The organism is Ruegeria sp. BG6, assembly GCF_056538465.1.
In genome coordinates this window covers 281,590-299,729 of sequence record NZ_JBQFTB010000004.1, presented here as the reverse complement: position 1 = coordinate 299,729, position 18,140 = coordinate 281,590, and the positions used below count along the sequence as shown (strand labels likewise).

The window sequence follows — 18,140 nt, the reverse complement described above, 5'->3', positions numbered from 1 at the left end:
GTGTTAATTTTTGCTAATGTCCCGATCCGAAAACAAAACACAGCCGACAGGGCAGGCCGTTAACGGATTTTTGTCATCCGTCCTGCCAACGCGAAAGGCAGACGAGGCGCGGGTGCTGGATGCGCTGTTTCGCGAAGCCACCGGATTTGAACCGGTGATGTGGGGACCTTCGATCATCGGGTATGGCCGCTATCACTATCGCTACAAATCCGGGCGCGAAGGAGGCTTTCTGGCAACCGGATTTTCTCCGCGCAAGGCGGCGCATTCCATCTACATCATGCCCGGTTATGCTGATTTCAGTGACATCCTGTCCCGGCTGGGAAAACACAAACTTGGGAAATCCTGTCTTTACGTGAACAAACTGGCGGATATCGATACTGCGGTTCTGTCCGAGCTGATCGTCGCGGGGCTTGAAGATCTGGGTCGGCATTGGCAAGTCGAGCCGACCTGAGCCTTACTGGCACGCTCAATCCTGTCCGGGGCCTCATTCGCTTGCTGGACAAAACGCCCTTCATGTGACAAGAGCCGCGCCAACAGGAGATATCCATGACCACCACCCGCTTCGCCCCGTCGCCCACCGGTTACATCCACGTGGGCAACCTGCGCACTGCCCTGATGAACTATCTGATTGCCCGCAAAAACGGGGGTACGTTCATCCTGCGTATCGACGACACCGATCCTGAGCGGTCGAAGGAAGAATATGTCGATGCCATCAAGCAGGACCTTGAATGGCTGGGCCTGCACTGGGATCGGGTCGAACGTCAGTCTGAGCGTCTGGACCGTTATGCCGAGGCCGCCGACAAGCTGCGCGAGATGGGGCGGTTCTACGAGGCTTTCGAGACGCCGACCGAACTGGACCTGAAGCGTAAGAAGCAACTGAACATGGGCAAGCCGCCGGTCTATGACCGCGCCGCGCTGAACCTCAGCGAGGCCGAGAAAGACGCGCTGCGCGCCGAACGTGGCAACGGGGTCTGGCGCTTCAAGCTGGATCACGAGCGGATCGAGTGGACCGACGGTATTCTGGGCGACATCTCGATCGATGCAGCCTCGGTTTCCGATCCGGTGCTGATCCGTGGTGACGGCCAGGTTCTTTATACGATCGCTTCTGTTGTGGATGATACTGAGATGGGCGTGACCGACGTGGTCCGCGGCTCGGACCATGTAACCAACACGGCGACCCAGATTCAGATCATCAAGGCACTGGGTGGCACCTGCCCGCGCTTTGCCCACCATTCTTTGCTGACCGGTCCGCAGGGCGAGGCGCTGTCAAAACGTCTGGGCACGCTGGCGCTGCGGGATCTGCGTGAACAGGGCGTGCAGCCGATGGCCTTACTGAGCCTGATGGCACGTCTGGGATCGTCCGACCCGGTCGAACTGCGCGCGGATATGGTCGAATTGATTGAGGGGTTCGACGTAAGCCGCTTTGGTGCCGCGCCCACCAAGTTTGACGTGCAGGACCTGTTCCCGCTGACCGCGAAGTATTTGCAATCACTGTCGCTTGCCGATGTGGCTGATGCTGTTGCCGATGCCGGTGTTCCGGCGGATCTGGCCGAGCCGTTCTGGGCCATGGCGCGCGAGAACATCACCACGCTCGGCGATTTGAAAGGCTGGTGGGAGCTGTGCCGCGTAGGGGCGGAACCACTGATCGCCGATGAGGATCGCGCGTTCATCGCTGAGGCGATGGCGCTGCTGCCGGAGGGCCCGTTTGACGGTGAAACCTGGGGTAAATGGACCAGCGCCGTGAAAGAAGCGACCGGCCGCAAGGGCAAAGGTCTGTTCATGCCGTTGCGCAAGGCGCTGACGGGGATGGAACGCGGGCCCGAGATGGCGGCCCTGTTGCCCCTGTTGCAGGTGATCCGCGCGCGGGGGTGATGAAACGCGCCTTGCGGCGCGTGCCTTCGGCGAGAGTATTTTGAAAAAGATGAAGAGGGCTGATTGATTCCGGCCCCTTTTTTATGCGTTTTGAACGATGTTTGCCGAGATACTGCGCAGGCGGTCGTCGACGAAGTCTGTTTCGTCGGGGCGGAGCTGTTGATGGCGCGGATAGCGGGGTTCGGAGCGGTCATTCAGGATCGGTGCGTCCCAACCGTCCGTGGTGGCGAAGAAACGATCTGCTCCGTCCGGACCGAAAGCGCGCAGATAACCCTGCACCACCACGTCGATATAGCTGAGCAGCAGCGGATGTTTGTTGCTTGGCGCATTGTGCCGATCCTGCGGAACGGCATAGACGGCGATTTCAACTTCATGCGCCAGGGGGTGGGTCACTGATTGCGTCGCAGTCACGCGATCGTAGGCCCATTCGCGCTGATCCAGCGCTGCCCAGTCGTTCTTTGGAACATGCGCGATCATGCCTTCGATTTCGGCATCGGGGTCAGGTACGGCTGTCAAAAACGCCACTTCGCGCAGGTCGGTATGTCGCCATGCGCGCCGCCAGCCCTTCAGCCGGGCCGGATGCGGATCGGGAAAGTCATGGGTGGCCAGATTGACCAGGCTGCCATAACCGAAGAAATACGGGTCTTTCATGCGCTGTGCCGTCCTGGATCTCGATTGATGTATGTCAAACCGCTTTTTTGCGGAACATGCAATAAGACTGCATCTTGATATTTGGGAGGCCTGTGATGCGGATTACCAAACGGACGAATATTGCAGTGCGCCTGCTGATGTATTGCGCGGCGCATCAGGATCGGCTGGTGACAAAGGCCGAGATTGCCGAAGTGTGCAACATCTCGGAAAACCATCTGGCGCAGGTGATTAACCAGCTCAGCCAGCTGAACTATCTGAACACGCAACGCGGGCGCAACGGCGGCATGATGTTGGCCCGTCCGGCGGAACAGATCCGGATCGGGTCGGTGTTTCGCCATGTGGAAGGCAACCTGCCGATTACGGAGTGCTTTGCCGATGCGGACAACACGTGCCCGCTGACCGATGCCTGTCGATTGCGGCTGGCCCTGCGAGATGCAGCCGAAGTGTTTTATGCGTCGCTGGATGAAATCACACTGGACGCGCTGGTCTGTGATAATGATCGCTTGTTGCAGATTTTGCAGCCGGTGGCCTGTGTTCGCTGAGACCTAACCGGCGGCGCGCAGGATGCGCGCCGGCCTGACAGCCAGAGGGCGCAGGGCAAAGACCAGGCCGGCTCCTGTGGTCACGGCGATTCCGGCCAGAACGATGGCAAGCGCGGATGGCCAGATGATCGTGAAGCCGGTGTCAAAAATGAACGTTGCCACGGCCCAACCGCCGGTGATGCCGGCCAGCAGGGCCACGCCTCCGGCTGCCGTGCCAAGAAGTACGGCGCGCAATGCAAAGCTGAGAAGAATGCGGCGGCGGCCAGCCCCGAGCGTTTTCAGGATCGCGGCCTCGTAGCGGCGCGCGGGCTCTCCGGCGGCGGCCGCGCCGATCAGCACGAGAAACCCGGTCAGCAAAGATACCCCGGCCCCGTAAGACGTGGCCGATGCCAACCCGGCAAGCAGGCCGGAAACCCGGTCGATCGCGTCCCGCACACGGATCGCGGTGATGTTGGGAAATTGCCCTGCCAGATCGCGTAATATGGCGGCCTCGGCCTGTTCTTCGGCATAGACCGTTGCGATGAAACTGTGCGGTGCCCCGGCCAGCGCGCCGGGGTTCATGGACATGACAAACCCCATTCCGGCGGTTGAGAAATCAACCTCACGCAGAGAGGTCAGCCGGGCCGTGATGTCCCGGCCGAGAATGTTAACCGTCAACTCATCGCCCAGCTTGAGACCCATCTCAGCAGCTTCTTCCGCGGCAAAACTGACCTGCGGCGCGCCGGAATAGTCATCTGACCACCATTCCCCTTTGGTGATGCGCGCGTTCTTGGGGGGACGTTCGGAATAGGTGATCCCCCGGTCTCCGTCCAGCACCCAGTGATCGCCAGCCACCTCGCGCGCAGGCTGTCCGTTGATCCCGGTTATGATTCCGCGCAGCATTGGCGCACTTTCGATGCGGCTGACCGCCGGGTCGGTTTCCAGCCGTTCCATGAACCCGGGCATCTGGTCTTTCTGGATGTCGACAAAGAAGTATGACGGCGCCACGTCCGGCAGATTGCCCGAGATTGCGTTGCGCAATGTTCCGTCAATCTGCCCGACGGCCGCCAGCACCGACAGCCCCAGCCCAAGCGACAGCACGACGGGACCAGCACCTTCGCGCGGGTCAGAGATGGCCGACAGGGCCCAGCGCAAGGCGGGCCGCCCGCGTGTTGCCGAAGCCCCGGCTCGGGCAACCCGTCGAATGATCCACGCGGTTGCGGCCAGCAAAGCCATCGCTCCGGCCAAACCGCTGCTGGCCCACAGGGTCAGGCGGGCGGAGCCGCTGAACCATGCGGCGGCTGAGATCAGGAGAGCAAGGCCCACTGCGGTGGCGAGCACGTAAGCAGAACGGGGAAAGAACCGCGCCGATGTCAGGGCGTCGCGAAACAAGGTTGCGGCGCGGACCTCTTCGGTTCTGGCCAGCGGCCAGAGAGTGAACAGGAACGCCGTCAGAACGCCATAGAGGGCTGCCTCGGCCAATGGCTGGGGATAGATCGAGAATACAGCGGGAACAGGCAACCGGCTTTCGATCAGCGATGAAAGCACCAGGGGGGCAGCGCCGCCCAGGGCTAGGCCCAGCGCGATGCCGATGACAGACAAAATGCCGATCTGGAACATGTATGTCTGAAAAATCGTGGTACGGTCGGCGCCAAGAGTGCGCAATGTGGCAACCGTTTCCGTCTTTTGTGACAGGTACGCCCGTACCGCTGCCGAGATGCCGATGCCGCCTACGGCCAGACCCGACAGACCTACAAGCACCAGAAAGGCGCTGAGCCTTGCGACGAACTCAGCGATGCCAGGGGCACCGTTGCGAGCATCTGTCCAGCGCATGCCGGTGCCGTCAAAGGCTTCTTTTGCTTCAGTCGACAGGGTGGCAAGATCTGTGGCGGGCGGCAGGTCCAGCCGGTATTTCGTGGAGAACAGCGTGCCGGGTTCCAGCAAACCCGATTTGCTCAGGTCTTGAGTGCGCACCAAGGTACGCGGCCCCAATCCGAATCCGTCAGCGGCCCCGTCCGGCTCGAACATCAGCGCGGCCATTACGACAAACTCCTGCGTCCCGAGCGTGACGGTGTCCCCTGCCTCCAGGTTCAGCCGATCCATCAGGGCGGGGTCCATCACCACTCCGGGCAGATCGTCCTGACCGTTCAACGCAACTGGCAGGGGCATCGCGGGCTCCAGCGTGACGGAGCCAAGCAATGGGTAGGCGTCATCGACCGCCTTCACCTGTGTCAATGCGCGATCCGGACCGTCATCGTGTTGCGTGACAGCCATGGACCGGAAGTCGACGATTTCGGATACCTGCCGGGCTGACGCGTTCATCCAGCTGCGTTCTTCGTCGCTGGCATAGCGGTAGGTGAATTCCAGCTGCGCGTCCCCACCCAAAAGGGCGGCGCCCTCTTGGGCCAAGCCAGCCTGAATCGCATGCCGGACTGAACCCACTGCGGCGATCGCGGCGACACCCAGCGCAAGGCAGGCCAGAAACACGCGAAATCCCTGCAATCCGCCGCGCAGTTCACGGCGCGCCAACCGTCCGGCCAGCCGCAGGCTCATTCAGCGGCCTCCTGTTGGGCATCCCCGGCAATGCGGCCATCCCGCAAGCGCACGACTCGGTCGCATTTCCGGGCCAGTGCGTGGCTGTGCGTTACCAGAACAAGGGTGGCACCGTGTTTGTCCCGCAACCCAAACAACAGCTCGACAATGGCGGCGCCATTGCTTTCGTCCAGATTGCCGGTCGGTTCATCCGCCAGCAGGATCTGAGGCCGGGGGGCCGATGCGCGGGCAAGGGCAACGCGCTGCTGTTCCCCGCCCGACAACTGCGCCGGGTAGTGATTGCGCCGGTGCGACAGTCCAACGGCTTCAAGCTCGGCCTCGGCGCGGATGAACGCATCCTTGTGACCAGCCAGTTCCAGTGGCGTGGCGACGTTTTCAAGCGCGGTCATTGTCGGGATCAGGTGAAAGTTCTGAAACACAACACCCATGTAGTCGCGCCTGAAACGCGCCAAAGTGTCTTCGTCCAGCCCTGTCAGATCGCGCCCAAGCGCCGAGACGGTCCCACGGGTCGCCTGTTCAAGCCCACCCATCAGCATCAGAAGTGAGGATTTGCCTGACCCGGACGGTCCGACCAGGCCTATCGTTTCACCCTGCCGCACAGTCAGGTTGATACCATGCAGGATATTCACCCGACCGGCATTGCCATCCAGCGACAATGAGGCATCTTGGAGCGTGAGAACTGGTGACGTCATCAGTCTTTCCGAAAAGGAGCGGTCATTTGGGATATGGAGCGGTTGGGACCTTGCGCAAGACCTTGATGTCGGGCCTGTTTGTCTTTTGCGGCTTTGCGGCCACAGCCGAACCGGTGGTCATCGCGGCGGTAGGGGATTCTCTGACGCATGGCTATGGCTTGCCCGAGCAGGAGGGATTTGTCCCTCAGCTCGGCCGCTGGCTTGAAGATCGCGGCGCCGAGGTGACGCTGATCAACGCAGGTGTGTCGGGGGACACAACAGCCGGTGGCGCGGCGCGTATCGAATGGACGCTGACACCGGAAGTCGATGGCGTAATCGTTGCCCTCGGGGCCAATGATCTGTTGCGCGGTGTTGATCCTGCGGTGTCGCGTGAGAACCTCGATACCATCCTGCAGACCGCCAAAGCGGCCGATGTCGAGGTCTTGCTGATCGGGATGGAAGCGCCGGGAAACTTTGGCCCTGACTACAGACAGGCCTTTGACGCCATCTATCCTGAATTGGCGCAGAAACACGGAGCGCTTTATGCAGAAAGCTTTTTCGCCGGCCTTGATGCCGGTGGCGATCCGACTGCCGCGCTTGGGTTCATGCAGGCTGATGGCATTCATCCCAATGCACAGGGCGTGGCCCTGATTGTCGAGGCGCTTGGGCCAGATGTTCTTAAGCTGGTCGGAAACGCAAACCGATAGGAGCGCATCATGCCGGGGCGGTTTTTTCTGACGCGGCCCATATCCGAGATTGCCCGGTTTCTGGGTGTGCCCGCTGAGGTGGCCGCTCAGCCGCCGCGTCATAACATTCAGCCGGGGCAGGAGGTGATGACCCTGACAAGCGCGGGGCTGGCGCCGATGCGCTGGGGCATGATCCCGGTGGGGCGGGTCAACGCGCGGGGCCGCCCGGTGATGGAGACGATCATCAACGCAAGATCCGAAACGGTGTTTGATAAGACGGCGTTTCAGGGTGTGGGCAGGGCTGTGATTCCTGTCGACGGCTGGTACGAATGGACCGGAGAGAAACGGCGCAAGACAGCGTGGCGCATTTCCTCGGTTGACGGCGCGCCGCTGATATTTGCGGCGATTACGGACACCTGGCAGGCCCCCGGCGGACTATGCGTCAATCAGGTTGCCGCAGTGACCTGCGAACCGAACGCCGACGTCCGGCCGATCCATCATCGCATGGGGGTTTTGCTGAACCTGTCCGATGTGCCGGGATGGCTGACCGGAACCGAGGCTGAAGCGCAAAGCCTTGCACGCCCGTGGTCAGAAGGGCGGTTAAGGATCGAGCAGGCTGCGGATGTGGATTGGTCAGCGCCCTGATCGGATTAAACCACACTGACCACCGTGCCCAATGGTACGCGCTGGTAAAGGTCGATCACATGCTCGTTCAGCATTCGGATGCAGCCGTTTGACACCGCCCGTCCAATGGTCTGCGGCTGTGTTGTACCGTGAATGCGGAAATAGGTGTCGACGCCGTTTTGGAACAGATAGAGCGCCCGGGCCCCCAGTGGATTGTCTCCTCCGCCGGGCTGGACATAATCGTTGTCCTTGAACTTGGCGTAAGTCACCGGTTCCCGCTCGATCATTTCGTCCGTTGGCCGCCACGTCGGCCATTCCTTCTTCACGTCGATTGTCGCGGTGCCGGTGAATTCCAATCCGGCTTTGCCGACCCCGCAGCCATAGCGGATCGCCTTGCGCGGCTCGGTCACGAAATACAGATAGAACGAGCGTGGCACGACCAGCAACTGACCAGGCTGAAACTGTTTCTTGATCCGGACCACCTGCGGCGTGGGGTCGTATTCGACGGCTTTCTTCTTGGCCAGGCTCATTCCCGGTGTGAGGCTGGCTGCTGCTGTCGATGCAAGAAATACACGGCGCGTGAACATGGTGGGCTCACCTATCCTTCATGAAAAACATGAATTCAGTCTCGGAAGGATACACGATCCGGTCAATCGCTGCGCACTGATAAAGGGATTGTGATGTATTTTGCGCGCCACAGTTCAAGGGCGCGGCAAGAAAAAGGGCGGAGAGATTCTCCGCCCTTTTTTACTGGTCAGGCCAGTTCGATATTGTCCGCGCTTTCGCGGCCGTCACGACCCGAGCGCAGCTCGTACGTGACTTTCTGGTTGTCGGCCAGACCGGTCAGGCCGGAACGTTCCACGGCCGAGATGTGTACGAAGATGTCTTTGCCGCCATCTTCGGGTGCGATAAAGCCGTAGCCTTTGGTGGTGTTGAACCATTTTACGGTGCCTGCTGGCATGTCCGTTGTCTCCTGTTTTGATGCTGCCCACGGGGTTGCGGCAGCCTGGCGTCGTCGGTCTGGATCGATAGACTGAGCGCCGGAAACGGAGACAGTAGGTCGAAATAGAAAAACGTAAGCAACCGGGATATGGCAGCGCACAGGGCGTGTGACAAGGGAGTTTTTTTGCTTTGTACAACGGTTTAGGGGCCTGCAGCACGTTTTGAACGGTTTCCCGCCGAAGGGGTTGGTGCGAATCCCGCGCATGTCGAACCTGATACGGGGACCGCGATTTCAACAACCTGAGCAGGAATGAAGGATGCGCCTACCACCATGGACCGTGCCCGAGCAATCGTCAGTTGAGTCCCGAGTCGCAGAGCACCCGAAAAACTATAGGGTAGAGAAGCAAGGTCGCCTACAACCCTCGGATTTTATTCAGATATTTCGATGTTTTGAAAAGCAGAATTTTGGTGCTATAGTAACGTACATAACCGTGGGGGCGGACATGAGACTTGTTTGTACATTTGCGGTCCTTTGTTGGGCTGGTTCTACCGATGCATTGACTGTTACAGTTGATTGGGAAAGTCCGTTGCCTGATGGTATCGAACGGGAAACCAACCGATTGTCCACGTATTCGAGCGAAAAATCCCGTGAGGATATGGAATGGGATATGTTTCGAATCATCCAGTCGGCAGCAACCTCTGATCGCCATCTCGAAGAAATTCGACATCTTGAAGAGCTGGAGTTGGAGCAGGAGCAGGAGCCAATCGAACAGGATGAAGAACTGACGGAAGTTACAGAGCCCGACTTCTGTGAATTGTGGTGCGAAGAGCCCGGGTCGGAAGGTACCGTGACAGAAGTGAATGTCTCTGCCGTCCCAATTCCGGCCACTGGGTTGTTGCTGATCGGTGCTTTGGCGGGATTGTTCGGGTTCAGACGGATGGGTGGCAGCCGGTCCGGGTAGGCCCGGCAACGAACGACCCCTTGGTATTTCGAAAGTGAATTATGTAATCCGATGGAGCGGTGCTTTGGCGTCTCGCCATCGCGTATGCAATGAGTCGCTGGATGGGTGGAACCGCCCGTCCTTCCGGTCTCTTACGGTTTCAGTCCACCCCTTTACGAATTGGTCGTCATAGCTGCCGTAAACCGGATGCATGTCCATCTATCGGCGTGTCCGCATTCCCGGCGCCAGTTATTTCTTCACCGTTTCTTTGGCCGATCGTTCGTCGGACCTGTTGACGCGTGAAGTGGCGCATCTGAGGGCGGCCTTTGCAATGACGCAGAGGGAGCGGCCATTCTGGTGCGATGCGTTTGTTGTGTTGCCAGATCATCTGCACGTGGCCTGGACCCTGCCGCTGAGGGATGCGGATTATTCGATGCGGTGGGGTGCGATCAAGGCGCGGTTTACCATGCGTGTGAATAAGGCCAGTTGTAGGCCGGGCTTCAGCCCGGCACCCGTCCCGTCGAACCTGCCTGTTGTTCAATCCGGCCTACGCGCCAACAAGCGCGAAGCACCTGTTTGGCAACACAGGTTTTGGGAGCATTGCATTCGAGATGAACAAGATTACCGCAATCACATGGCGTATTGTTGGGGGAATCCGGTCAAGCATGGGTATGTAGAGCATCCGACCGATTGGCCGTATTCGTCAATCCATCGCGATATTCGCGTGGGTCGGGTGGGCCCGGAATGGAGTGGCGGCATCACCGAGCGGAAGTTCGGGGAGCCGTAGGATGGGTAACTTGATCCATCATTTGATGTGGTTTTGTTTCGGAGCACTGAGGAGAAATGGGTGCGAGCACCCATCCTGCGCTTTCTAAAACTTGCCCACAACATCGTTGGACAAGAATATAGCAATGTCTCGGTCATCGTCTATGGGGCTAAGTATAAAGTACCCAATCCCATTGTATTCGGGCCAGTACTTGGGTGAATTGTACGGGTGGGTGTTCCGGCTTTCGTAACGAATTACGTATTGCTTACCAGGTAAAGCATCTGCAATTCTATAAGCAACTTGTTCGTTTCTTGCGCCATTTTCCTTTGCGCCGTTAAAGTAGATTCTAGTGTACTTGAATTGCCGTTTTCCAATCCACTTGTTTGCCCAGCTAGTATCAATCAATGATCCTGAATTCCTAGCTGCAACGTGGCGATAGAAATCGTTTGCTAACCCCTCGGTTTGGCTAGAATTAAACAAAATTATGTTTGTGCCACTAGGGATAAAATCCAGATCTACTTTGCCGCTCACATTAATTGTTGACCGGGAGGCGATACCAACATCTGAATCTGGAACTTTTGCTGCCTCAGTTGTGAACATGGTTGGGAACTCACGGTTAACTTTCTTTACGAAGTCTAACCAGTCCGGCGGCCAATTGAAGGCGAGAGCACTAATGGTAAAAAATACTGATGCCATTAATGTAATGACTATCGACCAAACCAAAAGAACGCCGGCCCAAGCAACGGCTTTTTCACCATGAGCCACCATCATTGCAAAAACAAAGACTGCAGTAGAACCAGCTAATACAAGAGCTATAGACACGACACCTTTAAAGTCGGGTTCAACAAACCCCATGACAATAGTGGAAACCGCAGCTAATCCAGCTAATCCGTACGCGTACCTAAGCGCAGGCACTTTCCGAACCGCTTGATTTAGGATGCCTATTTCAGTGTCAATATCCTTGTCTTGAGACATTGGCAGCTCACAAGAAATAAAAAATATTTAGATAGATTATCAGCAAATTGCAAAAACTCAAAGCTGGTGGTCAAGTGACCACCAGCTTTTTTGCAAAACGTCTTGGTTTCTATTCGAGGGTACTACCGCGCAAACTTCTTATGCTTCAATCGCTTGGGCTCCAGCGCGTCCGGTCCCAGACGGCGCTTTTTGTCCTCTTCGTAATCCTCGAAGTTGCCCTCGAACCACTCCACGTGGGCATCGCCTTCGAACGCTAGGATATGCGTGCAAATCCGGTCGAGGAAGAAGCGGTCGTGTGAGATGACAACGGCGCAGCCGGCGAAATCGACCAGCGCGTCTTCGAGTGCGCGCAGGGTTTCGACGTCCAGATCGTTGGTCGGTTCATCCAGCAGCAGTACGTTGCCGCCCTCTTTCAGCAGGCGGGCCATGTGGACGCGGTTGCGCTCACCCCCTGACAGCAATGAGACCTTCTTCTGCTGGTCACCGCCCTTGAAGTTGAAGGACGAGCAATAGGCGCGGGAATTGACCTGCGCGTCGCCCAGCTGGATGATCTCGGCACCGCCGGTAATCGCCTCCCACACGGTGTCGTTGTCTTTCAGGTCATCGCGGGACTGGTCGACATAAGACAGCTCGACCGTGTCGCCCAGCGTGATGGTGCCGCTGTCGGGCTGTTCCTGACCGGTGAGCATCTTGAACAGGGTCGATTTACCGGCGCCGTTGGGGCCGATGACGCCGACGATGCCGCCGGGGGGAAGGGCGAAGTCCAGCCCTTCGATCAGTTGCTTGTCGCCCATGTGTTTCGACAGGCCCTCAACCTCGATCACCTTGCCGCCAAGGCGCTGGCCGTTGGGGATGACGATCTGGGCGCGGGTCAGCTTTTCGCGCTCGGACTGTTCGGCCAGCTCATTATAGGCATTGATCCGGGCTTTGGATTTGGCCTGACGGGCCTTCTGACCCTGACGCATCCATTCCAGTTCGCGCTGCAGGGTCTTTTGCTTGGACTTGTCCTCGCGGGCTTCCTGCTCCAGCCGTTTGGCCTTTTGTTCCAGCCACGCGGAGTAGTTGCCCTCGTAAGGAATGCCGCGACCGCGGTCGAGCTCCAGAATCCAGCCAGTAATGTCATCCAGGAAATACCGGTCGTGGGTGACGATCAGGATGGTGCCTTTGTAGTCGATCAGGTGCTGTTGCAGCCAGGCGATCGTCTCGGCGTCCAGGTGGTTGGTCGGTTCGTCGAGCAGCAGCATGTCGGGCGCTTCCAGCAGCAGCTTGCACAGCGCCACACGGCGTTTCTCACCCCCCGAGAGGTTTGCGATGTTGGCGTCGTCCGGCGGGCAGCGCAGCGCCTCCATCGAGACGTCGATCTGGCTGTCGAGGTCCCACAGGTTTTCCGCGTCGATGGCGTCCTGCAGGGTGGTCATTTCCTCCATCAGCTCGTCCGAGTAGTTCTCGGCGATCTCCATGGCGATTTCGTTGAACCGGTCGACCTTGGCCTTTTTCGCGGCCACGCCCAGCATGACGTTTTCGCGGACCGTCAGCGATTCATCCAGCTGCGGTTCCTGCGGCAGATAGCCGACCTTGGCACCCTCGGCGGCCCAAGCCTCACCGGTGAAATCGGTGTCGAGGCCGGCCATGATCTTCATCAGCGTCGATTTACCCGCGCCGTTGACGCCGACAACACCGATTTTCACGCCGGGCAGAAAGCTCAGGTGGATGTTTTCAAAGCACTTCTTGCCACCGGGATAGGTCTTGGAGACACCCTGCATGTGGTAGACATATTGATAGGCGGCCATGTCGCGTCCTCTGGGTCGGGAAATTGGGTTGGAACGCTAGATATCCAAGCGGGACGGGCGGGGCAAGCTGGTGGTTTCGTGAATTTCGTTCACGGATCGCGACGGGTATTGTGGCCATGATCGAATGGGAGAGTGTTTTGTCGGAACTGGCAGGTTTGATAGCTGGATGGGCGCAGCCGGGGCACGTTGAATGGATCGGGTTGCGGCCGGACAGGCGGGCCGCGATGATCCCTGTGAAACAGGTTCTGGTATCCGAGGCCGGAGCCGAGGGCGATCGGGGCCGTGCAGGTAAACGCGCAGTGACGCTGATCCAGCAGGAACATCTGGCGGCAATCGGTGCGTATCTGGGGCAGGGGCCTGTTTTGCCAGAAACCCTCCGACGCAATCTGGTGGTTTCGGGGATCAATTTGGCCGCGCTCAAGGGGCGCGAGGTGCAGGTGGGTGAGGCCATTTTGCGGTTCACCGTGATTTGTGCGCCCTGCAGCCGAATGGAGGAGGCGCTGGGCAAAGGTGGCTACTCAGCCGTGCGCGGACATGGCGGCTGGTGTGCCGAAGTGGTGCGATCCGGGCAGGTCCGCCTGGGCGACGCGGTGCAACCAGTTGATTGACAAGCCCGACCGAATTTGAACATCAGCAAAGAATGAAGCGGTATTCGATCCCTTTTGCGCGGCCCGGGCAGGTCGTGGGGCTGTTCGGTGGATCCTTTGATCCGCCGCACCAAGGCCATGTGCATGTGACGCTTGAGGCGATGAAGGCGTTCGGGCTGGATCGGGTGTGGTGGCTGGTTTCACCGGGCAATCCGCTGAAAGAGCGTGGCCCCGCGCCGCTGAAACAGCGGGTTCGGGCGGCAAGGGCGGTCATGCGGCACCCAAGGGTTAAGGTCACGGATATCGAGGCGCTGACAGGAACGCGGGCGACGGCGGATACTCTGGCGGCGTTGCAGAGGCTCTATCCGCAGGTCAGGTTTGTCTGGCTGATGGGTGCGGATAATCTGGCGCAGTTTCACCGCTGGAAAGACTGGCGGAAGATCATGGACAGTGTGCCTGTGGGTGTGGTCGCGCGGCCCGGCGACCGGATTTCGGCGCGGATGTCTCCGGCAGCGCGGGCTTACGCAAGATATAGGATTGACGGGCAGGCGCGGCATTTGCTGGGGCGGGCCAGCGCCCCGGCCTGGTGTTTCGTGAATGTGCCGATGGTCGATGTCAGCTCGACCGAAATACGCGGGCGCGGTGAATGGGCAAATCAGGTGTTGCCGGAATAGCCCCCATGGCCACATAATCCAGTGCGGGCGGTTGTTTGGGCGAAAACTCTGGGATTTTAATTGACCTATGGTTGATCGTTATTCGCGTCGATTCATTCTTGGCGGGCTTGGGGCCGCGCTGATCCCCGCTACCGGACTGGCTGGGGCGCCGCTGGTGTCACTGCGCCCACAGATGCGCGGGCCGGAGCTGAACGGTGTCGAGCGGATTGTCCGCGCAGCCGGACTGCAGGGTGAGGTCGTCTTTGCCGTCGCCGATGCGGAAACCGGGGCGCAGCTGGAAGGATATGGCGCGCAGGACGGATTGCCGCCAGCCAGCGTGGCCAAGGCGCTGACGGCATTGTATGCGCTGGATGTGCTGGGGCCAGAGCATCGGTTTGAAACCAGATTGATGGCGGACGGACCGGTTGAGAACGGTATTCTGAAGGGCGACCTGATCCTTGTGGGCGGCGGCGATCCGCTGCTGGATACGGATGCGCTGGCCAGTATGGCGGCCAATCTGCGCGATGCCGGGATCACCGAGGTGCGCGGCGCGTTCAAAGTGTATGATGGCGCGCTGCCCTACGTGAACAGCATCGACCCGGGCCAGCCGGATCATCTGGGCTACAGCCCGGCGATCAGTGGCATATCGCTGAATTTCAACCGGGTTCATTTCGAATGGAAGCGCGACGGCAAGGGCTATGATGTGGCCATGGATGCGCGCAGTGCACGGTATAACCCGGCCGTCGACATGGCGACGATGCAGGTCGAAGCCCGCAGCTTGCCGATTTACACCTACCAGCCCAGTGCGCGGCAGGACCGGTGGACTGTTGCCAAGGCGGCGTTGGGCAATGGCGGCGCGCGGTGGCTGCCCGTTCGAAAGCCGGCGCTATATGCGGGCGATGTGTTCCGCACGCTGGCGCGGGTCAACGGCATCGTTCTGGGCCGGGTTCAGGTCACACGGCAGGCGCCTGGGGGTGCGGTTCTGGTGGTGCACCAGAGTGACCCGCTGGAGAGCATCCTGCGGGGAATGCTGAAATATTCGACCAACCTGACGGCCGAGATGGTCGGGTTGGCGGCCTCACGGGCGCGGGGCGCGCGACCGCAGACCCTGGCCGAGTCCGCGTCCGAGATGAACCGATGGGCGGCTGAAACCTATGGTGTCGAGCGGATCGCCATGGTGGATCATTCGGGTCTGGGCGATGCCTCGCGCATGGCGCCCGGCGATCTGGTCAAGGCGCTGGTAGCGGCGCGCAAGACAAATGTGCTGCGCCCGTTGTTGAAGCCCTTCACTCTGACCGACAGCAAAGGACGCGCCGTGCGGGATCACCCCGTCAAGGTAGCCGCCAAAACCGGTACGCTGAATTTCGTTTCCGGCCTGGGCGGGTTTTTGACCACGGTTGACGGAACCGATCTGGCCTTTGCCATCTTTACCGCCGACGTGGAACGGCGCGCCACAATTCCACGTGCGCTGCGCGAACGCCCCGAGGGTGCGCGCAACTGGAACAGGCGTTCGCGCAAGCTGCAGCGCACGCTGATCGAGCGCTGGGGGTCACTTTACGGCAGTTGAACTCAGACGGTGTGGCGGGCGCGGGCCCCCCGCTCGATTGCGGCGGCGTGCAGACGGTCAACGTCCAGTTCGTACCGGATTTCCTCGAGCAGGCGCAGTTCGGTTTCCGCAAGAGTGCCATCGGCGGCCGCCACGTCGCAGGCCAGCGCGTAGGCGGTTTCGTTCAGCCGCTCGGGCAGGTTTTCCCGGATCAGGCCAAACAGGGCGTCCAGGCCGTCTTCCTGTTCGAACAGGTCAAACACGATCTGTGACACCCGGCGGGTACGGTCGATGTCGTAATCGGCAAAGACCGGCAGCATGTTGACGGCGGTTTCTATCTTGACCAATTCGGCAGTGCGAATGTTTTCGTCCGAGGCCGAGACCGCAACCATGATCGCCACGAGGCAATCCTGCGGGGACATGGGATGTGCGATTTGGTCGGTCATGGCCTGTTCCTGACTGGTTTTTCTGAGTGGGCACGATAGGAGGGCACGCAGGCAGGTTCAACACCTTGTTTTCTGTGACTTGGTCGGGGAATGCCCGCGGTTCGTATCCGGAATGCCGCTCCGGACGGTCAGCTTGTGTTCACCCGGCCGCCGACATCCTGAGGTGCCAGAGCCACGGTTTTGATTACGGCGTAACAGGTGCGTCCCGGGGCCAGGCCCAGGGCCGACACCGACCGGCGGGTGACGCGGGCCAGAACCGGGCCCGCGGGGGTTTGCACCGATACGATGGCCCCCGGACCGTCACCGGCGCGGATCGTATCGACCGTGCCTTCCAGGACGTTCAGGGCCGACAGACCTTCGGGTTTTCGGTCTGACAGGATGACTTCCTGCGCCGGGATTCGAATGCGCAGGTTTTCTCCGACCCGGTGCGGGATGCGCGGCAGGAACAGGCGTGCACCGCCCGCGTCCAGTTCGCTCAGCCCGTCGGCGTGGTGATCGTGTACACGAACCCGCAGCACCGCGCCGACCGCGCGCACACCGGCAGGTGCAACAGAAGGGTCTGCCAGCACGTCCGATGCGGGACCGTGCCGCACGACCTTGCCGTCCTGCAAGGCCACAACCGAGGTCGCCAACCGGGCCACCTCGGCGGCGGAGTGCGTGACATAGAGGATAGGCACCGATACTTCGTCCCGCAGCCGCTCGAAGTAGGGCAGGATTTCCGCCTTACGGGCGTCATCCAGCGCGGCGAGCGGTTCGTCGGCCAGTATCAGACGGGGGCTGGCCAACAGGGCTCTGCCGATGGCAACACGTTGCTTTTCGCCACCCGACAGGCCCGACGGGCGGCGATCTAGCAGATGACCGACGCCCAGCATTTCGATCACTTTGCCGGGATCTTCACGGTGCGCCCTGCGGGGAGCAAACCAGCGGCCGTAAGCCAAATTCTGGCGGACGGTCAGATGCGGAAACAGGCGGCCTTCCTGAAAGATATAGCCAAGACGCCGCCGGTGGGGCGGCAGCCACAGGCCCTGATCCGTGTCGAACAGAACCCAGTCATCGACGGCCACCCGCCCCGCCCGGGGACGCAGCAGACCGGCCACCGCATTCACAACGGTGGTCTTGCCGGAGCCCGATCGCCCGAACAGGACGGTCACACCGGGCGGTGCGTCAAAGCTGAGGTCCAGATCGATCCCCGGCAGTTCCTGTTGCAGACGGACAGAAAGGCTCATGACCCGGCCACCCGTTCCGCCGCACGGCGGCCGACATATTCGGACAGAAGCAGCGCGCCCATGGCAATGATGATGGACACGATGACCAGCCGGGTTGCGGCGGCCTCACCGCCGGGAACCTGCAGAAAGGCATAGACTGCGGATGGCAGCGTCTGTGTCTGACCGGGAATGTTGGACACGAATGTTATGGTGGCCCCAAACTCGCCCATTGCCTTGGCAAAGGCCAGAATTGCCCCGGCGATGACGCCCGGAAGGATCATCGGCAAGGTCACGGTGGCAAACACCATGGGCCGTGAGGCCCCCAAGGTCGCACCTGCCTGTTCCAGTTTGGGGTCCACCGCCTCAATCGACAGTCGGATGGCGCGAACCATCAGGGGAAAGGCCATGATACCGGCGGCCAGCGCCGCGCCGGTCCAGCGAAAGGCAAACACGATGCCGAACTCGGCCAGGAAGCTGCCCAGTGGCCCCTGAATGCCGAAGGTCAGCAACAACAGATATCCGGTCACGACAGGTGGCAGGATCAGGGGCAGATGCACCAGCCCGTTCAGCACCTGCCGCCCCGGAAAGCGCCAGCGGGCCAAGGCGTAGGCCACAAAAATGCCAAACGGCAGCGTGGCCAGTGTGGCCCAGAACGACACCCGCAGGGACAGTTTCAGCGCCTCAAGCTCTTCTGGTCCCAACCAGCCCATC

General features: G+C 60.2%; 20 protein-coding genes. 10 read left to right on the top strand and 10 right to left on the bottom strand.

Annotation, left to right across the window (positions count from 1 at the left end):
- The first annotated feature begins 16 nt into the window (after nt 1-16).
- Both ACR0JW_RS10705 and gltX read left to right on the top strand, forming a co-directional pair.
- Nucleotides 17-451 carry a DUF1801 domain-containing protein gene (locus ACR0JW_RS10705; RefSeq protein WP_170679288.1) on the top strand — a complete coding sequence of 145 codons (435 nt, stop codon included), beginning with the start codon at nt 17-19 and terminating at the stop codon, nt 449-451.
- 95 nt (nt 452-546) lie between these two features.
- On the top strand, nt 547-1,872 hold the full coding sequence (gltX, locus tag ACR0JW_RS10700) for a glutamate--tRNA ligase (protein ID WP_170679290.1): 1,326 nt from the start codon (nt 547-549) through the stop codon (nt 1,870-1,872).
- Nucleotides 1,873-1,953: 81 nt separating this feature from the next.
- Here gltX and ACR0JW_RS10695 read toward each other — a convergent pair whose 3' ends face one another.
- The gene (locus tag ACR0JW_RS10695) at nt 1,954-2,523 is read right to left on the bottom strand and encodes a gamma-glutamylcyclotransferase family protein (protein WP_170679291.1); all 570 of its coding nucleotides are present in this window, start codon (nt 2,521-2,523) and stop codon (nt 1,954-1,956) included.
- 95 nt (nt 2,524-2,618) lie between these two features.
- Here ACR0JW_RS10695 and ACR0JW_RS10690 point away from each other — a divergent pair, with 95 nt between their 5' ends.
- Nucleotides 2,619-3,065 carry an RrF2 family transcriptional regulator gene (locus ACR0JW_RS10690; protein ID WP_170614159.1) on the top strand — a complete coding sequence of 149 codons (447 nt, stop codon included), beginning with the start codon at nt 2,619-2,621 and terminating at the stop codon, nt 3,063-3,065.
- A 3-nt stretch (nt 3,066-3,068) separates the two neighbouring features.
- Here ACR0JW_RS10690 and ACR0JW_RS10685 read toward each other — a convergent pair whose 3' ends face one another.
- On the bottom strand, nt 3,069-5,597 hold the full coding sequence (locus ACR0JW_RS10685; RefSeq protein ID WP_170824865.1) for an FtsX-like permease family protein: 2,529 nt from the start codon (nt 5,595-5,597) through the stop codon (nt 3,069-3,071).
- Nucleotides 5,594-6,289, bottom strand: a complete 696-nt coding sequence (locus ACR0JW_RS10680) for an ABC transporter ATP-binding protein (protein ID WP_170679295.1) — start codon at nt 6,287-6,289, stop codon at nt 5,594-5,596. The genes ACR0JW_RS10685 and ACR0JW_RS10680 overlap by 4 nt, the downstream gene beginning before the upstream one ends.
- Nucleotides 6,290-6,354: 65 nt before the next feature.
- Between ACR0JW_RS10680 and ACR0JW_RS10675 the strand changes: the two genes are divergently transcribed.
- Both ACR0JW_RS10675 and ACR0JW_RS10670 read left to right on the top strand, forming a co-directional pair.
- Nucleotides 6,355-6,975 (top strand): arylesterase, encoded by a 621-nt coding sequence (locus ACR0JW_RS10675; protein ID WP_170679297.1) that lies wholly within the window; start codon nt 6,355-6,357, stop codon nt 6,973-6,975.
- A gap of 9 nt (nt 6,976-6,984) precedes the next feature.
- Nucleotides 6,985-7,599 carry an SOS response-associated peptidase gene (locus ACR0JW_RS10670; RefSeq protein WP_170679299.1) on the top strand — a complete coding sequence of 205 codons (615 nt, stop codon included), beginning with the start codon at nt 6,985-6,987 and terminating at the stop codon, nt 7,597-7,599.
- 5 nt (nt 7,600-7,604) lie between these two features.
- Here the strand turns inward: ACR0JW_RS10670 and ACR0JW_RS10665 are convergent, their stop codons facing one another.
- Nucleotides 7,605-8,165 (bottom strand): L,D-transpeptidase, encoded by a 561-nt coding sequence (locus ACR0JW_RS10665; protein WP_170679301.1) that lies wholly within the window; start codon nt 8,163-8,165, stop codon nt 7,605-7,607.
- 167 nt (nt 8,166-8,332) lie between these two features.
- Complete coding sequence (locus tag ACR0JW_RS10660) at nt 8,333-8,539, bottom strand: cold-shock protein (protein WP_170378838.1); 207 nt, start codon at nt 8,537-8,539, stop codon at nt 8,333-8,335.
- A 649-nt stretch (nt 8,540-9,188) separates the two neighbouring features.
- Here ACR0JW_RS10660 and ACR0JW_RS10655 point away from each other — a divergent pair.
- Together ACR0JW_RS10655 and ACR0JW_RS10650 are read left to right on the top strand one after the other, a co-directional pair.
- Complete coding sequence (locus tag ACR0JW_RS10655) at nt 9,189-9,482, top strand: hypothetical protein (protein ID WP_170824868.1); 294 nt, start codon at nt 9,189-9,191, stop codon at nt 9,480-9,482.
- 190 nt (nt 9,483-9,672) lie between these two features.
- Nucleotides 9,673-10,248: an REP-associated tyrosine transposase gene (locus ACR0JW_RS10650; RefSeq protein ID WP_480713883.1), complete on the top strand. Its 576-nt coding sequence runs from the start codon at nt 9,673-9,675 to the stop codon at nt 10,246-10,248.
- An 84-nt stretch (nt 10,249-10,332) separates the two neighbouring features.
- On the opposite strand, the gene ACR0JW_RS10645 is transcribed toward ACR0JW_RS10650, so the two are convergent.
- A complete protein-coding gene (locus tag ACR0JW_RS10645) occupies nt 10,333-11,202 on the bottom strand; it encodes a hypothetical protein (RefSeq protein ID WP_170824870.1) in 870 nt (289 codons plus the stop codon).
- Nucleotides 11,203-11,324: 122 nt separating this feature from the next.
- Nucleotides 11,325-12,992, bottom strand: coding sequence for an energy-dependent translational throttle protein EttA (ettA, locus tag ACR0JW_RS10640; protein ID WP_010442471.1), 1,668 nt, complete (start codon nt 12,990-12,992; stop codon nt 11,325-11,327).
- A gap of 116 nt (nt 12,993-13,108) precedes the next feature.
- Here ettA and ACR0JW_RS10635 point away from each other — a divergent pair, with 116 nt between their 5' ends.
- The 3 genes from ACR0JW_RS10635 to dacB all read left to right on the top strand — a co-directional run bounded on the left by ACR0JW_RS10635 (nt 13,109) and on the right by dacB (nt 15,799).
- Nucleotides 13,109-13,600 (top strand): MOSC domain-containing protein, encoded by a 492-nt coding sequence (locus ACR0JW_RS10635; RefSeq protein WP_170824871.1) that lies wholly within the window; start codon nt 13,109-13,111, stop codon nt 13,598-13,600.
- A 32-nt stretch (nt 13,601-13,632) separates the two neighbouring features.
- On the top strand, nt 13,633-14,253 hold the full coding sequence (locus ACR0JW_RS10630) for a nicotinate-nucleotide adenylyltransferase (RefSeq protein ID WP_170679308.1): 621 nt from the start codon (nt 13,633-13,635) through the stop codon (nt 14,251-14,253).
- 67 nt (nt 14,254-14,320) lie between these two features.
- Entirely contained in the window at nt 14,321-15,799 is a 1,479-nt protein-coding gene (gene dacB, locus ACR0JW_RS10625) for a D-alanyl-D-alanine carboxypeptidase/D-alanyl-D-alanine endopeptidase (RefSeq protein WP_170679311.1), read from the top strand.
- 2 nt (nt 15,800-15,801) lie between these two features.
- On the opposite strand, the gene ACR0JW_RS10620 is transcribed toward dacB, so the two are convergent.
- The 3 genes from ACR0JW_RS10620 to modB form a co-directional block, all read right to left on the bottom strand.
- Nucleotides 15,802-16,224 carry a tellurite resistance TerB family protein gene (locus tag ACR0JW_RS10620; RefSeq protein ID WP_170614169.1) on the bottom strand — a complete coding sequence of 141 codons (423 nt, stop codon included), beginning with the start codon at nt 16,222-16,224 and terminating at the stop codon, nt 15,802-15,804.
- A gap of 128 nt (nt 16,225-16,352) precedes the next feature.
- Nucleotides 16,353-17,450, bottom strand: coding sequence for a molybdenum ABC transporter ATP-binding protein (gene modC, locus ACR0JW_RS10615; protein WP_170679313.1), 1,098 nt, complete (start codon nt 17,448-17,450; stop codon nt 16,353-16,355).
- Nucleotides 17,447-18,139, bottom strand: coding sequence for a molybdate ABC transporter permease subunit (gene modB / locus ACR0JW_RS10610; protein ID WP_170614171.1), 693 nt, complete (start codon nt 18,137-18,139; stop codon nt 17,447-17,449). Before modB ends, modC begins: the two co-directional genes overlap by 4 nt.
- Nucleotide 18,140 lies beyond the last annotated feature (1 nt).

What these genes read in the sequence shown, in the direction of transcription:
- ACR0JW_RS10655 (WP_170824868.1), top strand. Translation starts at nt 9,189, where the DNA reads ATGTTTCGAATCATCCAGTCGGCAGCAACCTCTGATCGCCATCTCGAA.
- gltX (WP_170679290.1), top strand. Translation starts at nt 547, where the DNA reads ATGACCACCACCCGCTTCGCCCCGTCGCCCACCGGTTACATCCACGTG.
- ACR0JW_RS10665 (WP_170679301.1), bottom strand. Translation starts at nt 8,165, where the DNA reads ATGTTCACGCGCCGTGTATTTCTTGCATCGACAGCAGCAGCCAGCCTC.
- modB (WP_170614171.1), bottom strand. Translation starts at nt 18,139, where the DNA reads ATGGGCTGGTTGGGACCAGAAGAGCTTGAGGCGCTGAAACTGTCCCTG.
- ACR0JW_RS10690 (WP_170614159.1), top strand. Translation starts at nt 2,619, where the DNA reads ATGCGGATTACCAAACGGACGAATATTGCAGTGCGCCTGCTGATGTAT.
- ACR0JW_RS10660 (WP_170378838.1), bottom strand. Translation starts at nt 8,539, where the DNA reads ATGCCAGCAGGCACCGTAAAATGGTTCAACACCACCAAAGGCTACGGC.
- modC (WP_170679313.1), bottom strand. Translation starts at nt 17,450, where the DNA reads ATGAGCCTTTCTGTCCGTCTGCAACAGGAACTGCCGGGGATCGATCTG.
- ACR0JW_RS10705 (WP_170679288.1), top strand. Translation starts at nt 17, where the DNA reads ATGTCCCGATCCGAAAACAAAACACAGCCGACAGGGCAGGCCGTTAAC.
- ACR0JW_RS10670 (WP_170679299.1), top strand. Translation starts at nt 6,985, where the DNA reads ATGCCGGGGCGGTTTTTTCTGACGCGGCCCATATCCGAGATTGCCCGG.
- ettA (WP_010442471.1), bottom strand. Translation starts at nt 12,992, where the DNA reads ATGGCCGCCTATCAATATGTCTACCACATGCAGGGTGTCTCCAAGACC.
- ACR0JW_RS10695 (WP_170679291.1), bottom strand. Translation starts at nt 2,523, where the DNA reads ATGAAAGACCCGTATTTCTTCGGTTATGGCAGCCTGGTCAATCTGGCC.
- ACR0JW_RS10630 (WP_170679308.1), top strand. Translation starts at nt 13,633, where the DNA reads ATGAAGCGGTATTCGATCCCTTTTGCGCGGCCCGGGCAGGTCGTGGGG.
- ACR0JW_RS10635 (WP_170824871.1), top strand. Translation starts at nt 13,109, where the DNA reads ATGATCGAATGGGAGAGTGTTTTGTCGGAACTGGCAGGTTTGATAGCT.
- ACR0JW_RS10620 (WP_170614169.1), bottom strand. Translation starts at nt 16,224, where the DNA reads ATGACCGACCAAATCGCACATCCCATGTCCCCGCAGGATTGCCTCGTG.
- dacB (WP_170679311.1), top strand. Translation starts at nt 14,321, where the DNA reads ATGGTTGATCGTTATTCGCGTCGATTCATTCTTGGCGGGCTTGGGGCC.
- ACR0JW_RS10675 (WP_170679297.1), top strand. Translation starts at nt 6,355, where the DNA reads ATGTCGGGCCTGTTTGTCTTTTGCGGCTTTGCGGCCACAGCCGAACCG.
- ACR0JW_RS10685 (WP_170824865.1), bottom strand. Translation starts at nt 5,597, where the DNA reads ATGAGCCTGCGGCTGGCCGGACGGTTGGCGCGCCGTGAACTGCGCGGC.
- ACR0JW_RS10650 (WP_480713883.1), top strand. Translation starts at nt 9,673, where the DNA reads ATGTCCATCTATCGGCGTGTCCGCATTCCCGGCGCCAGTTATTTCTTC.
- ACR0JW_RS10645 (WP_170824870.1), bottom strand. Translation starts at nt 11,202, where the DNA reads ATGTCTCAAGACAAGGATATTGACACTGAAATAGGCATCCTAAATCAA.
- ACR0JW_RS10680 (WP_170679295.1), bottom strand. Translation starts at nt 6,289, where the DNA reads ATGACGTCACCAGTTCTCACGCTCCAAGATGCCTCATTGTCGCTGGAT.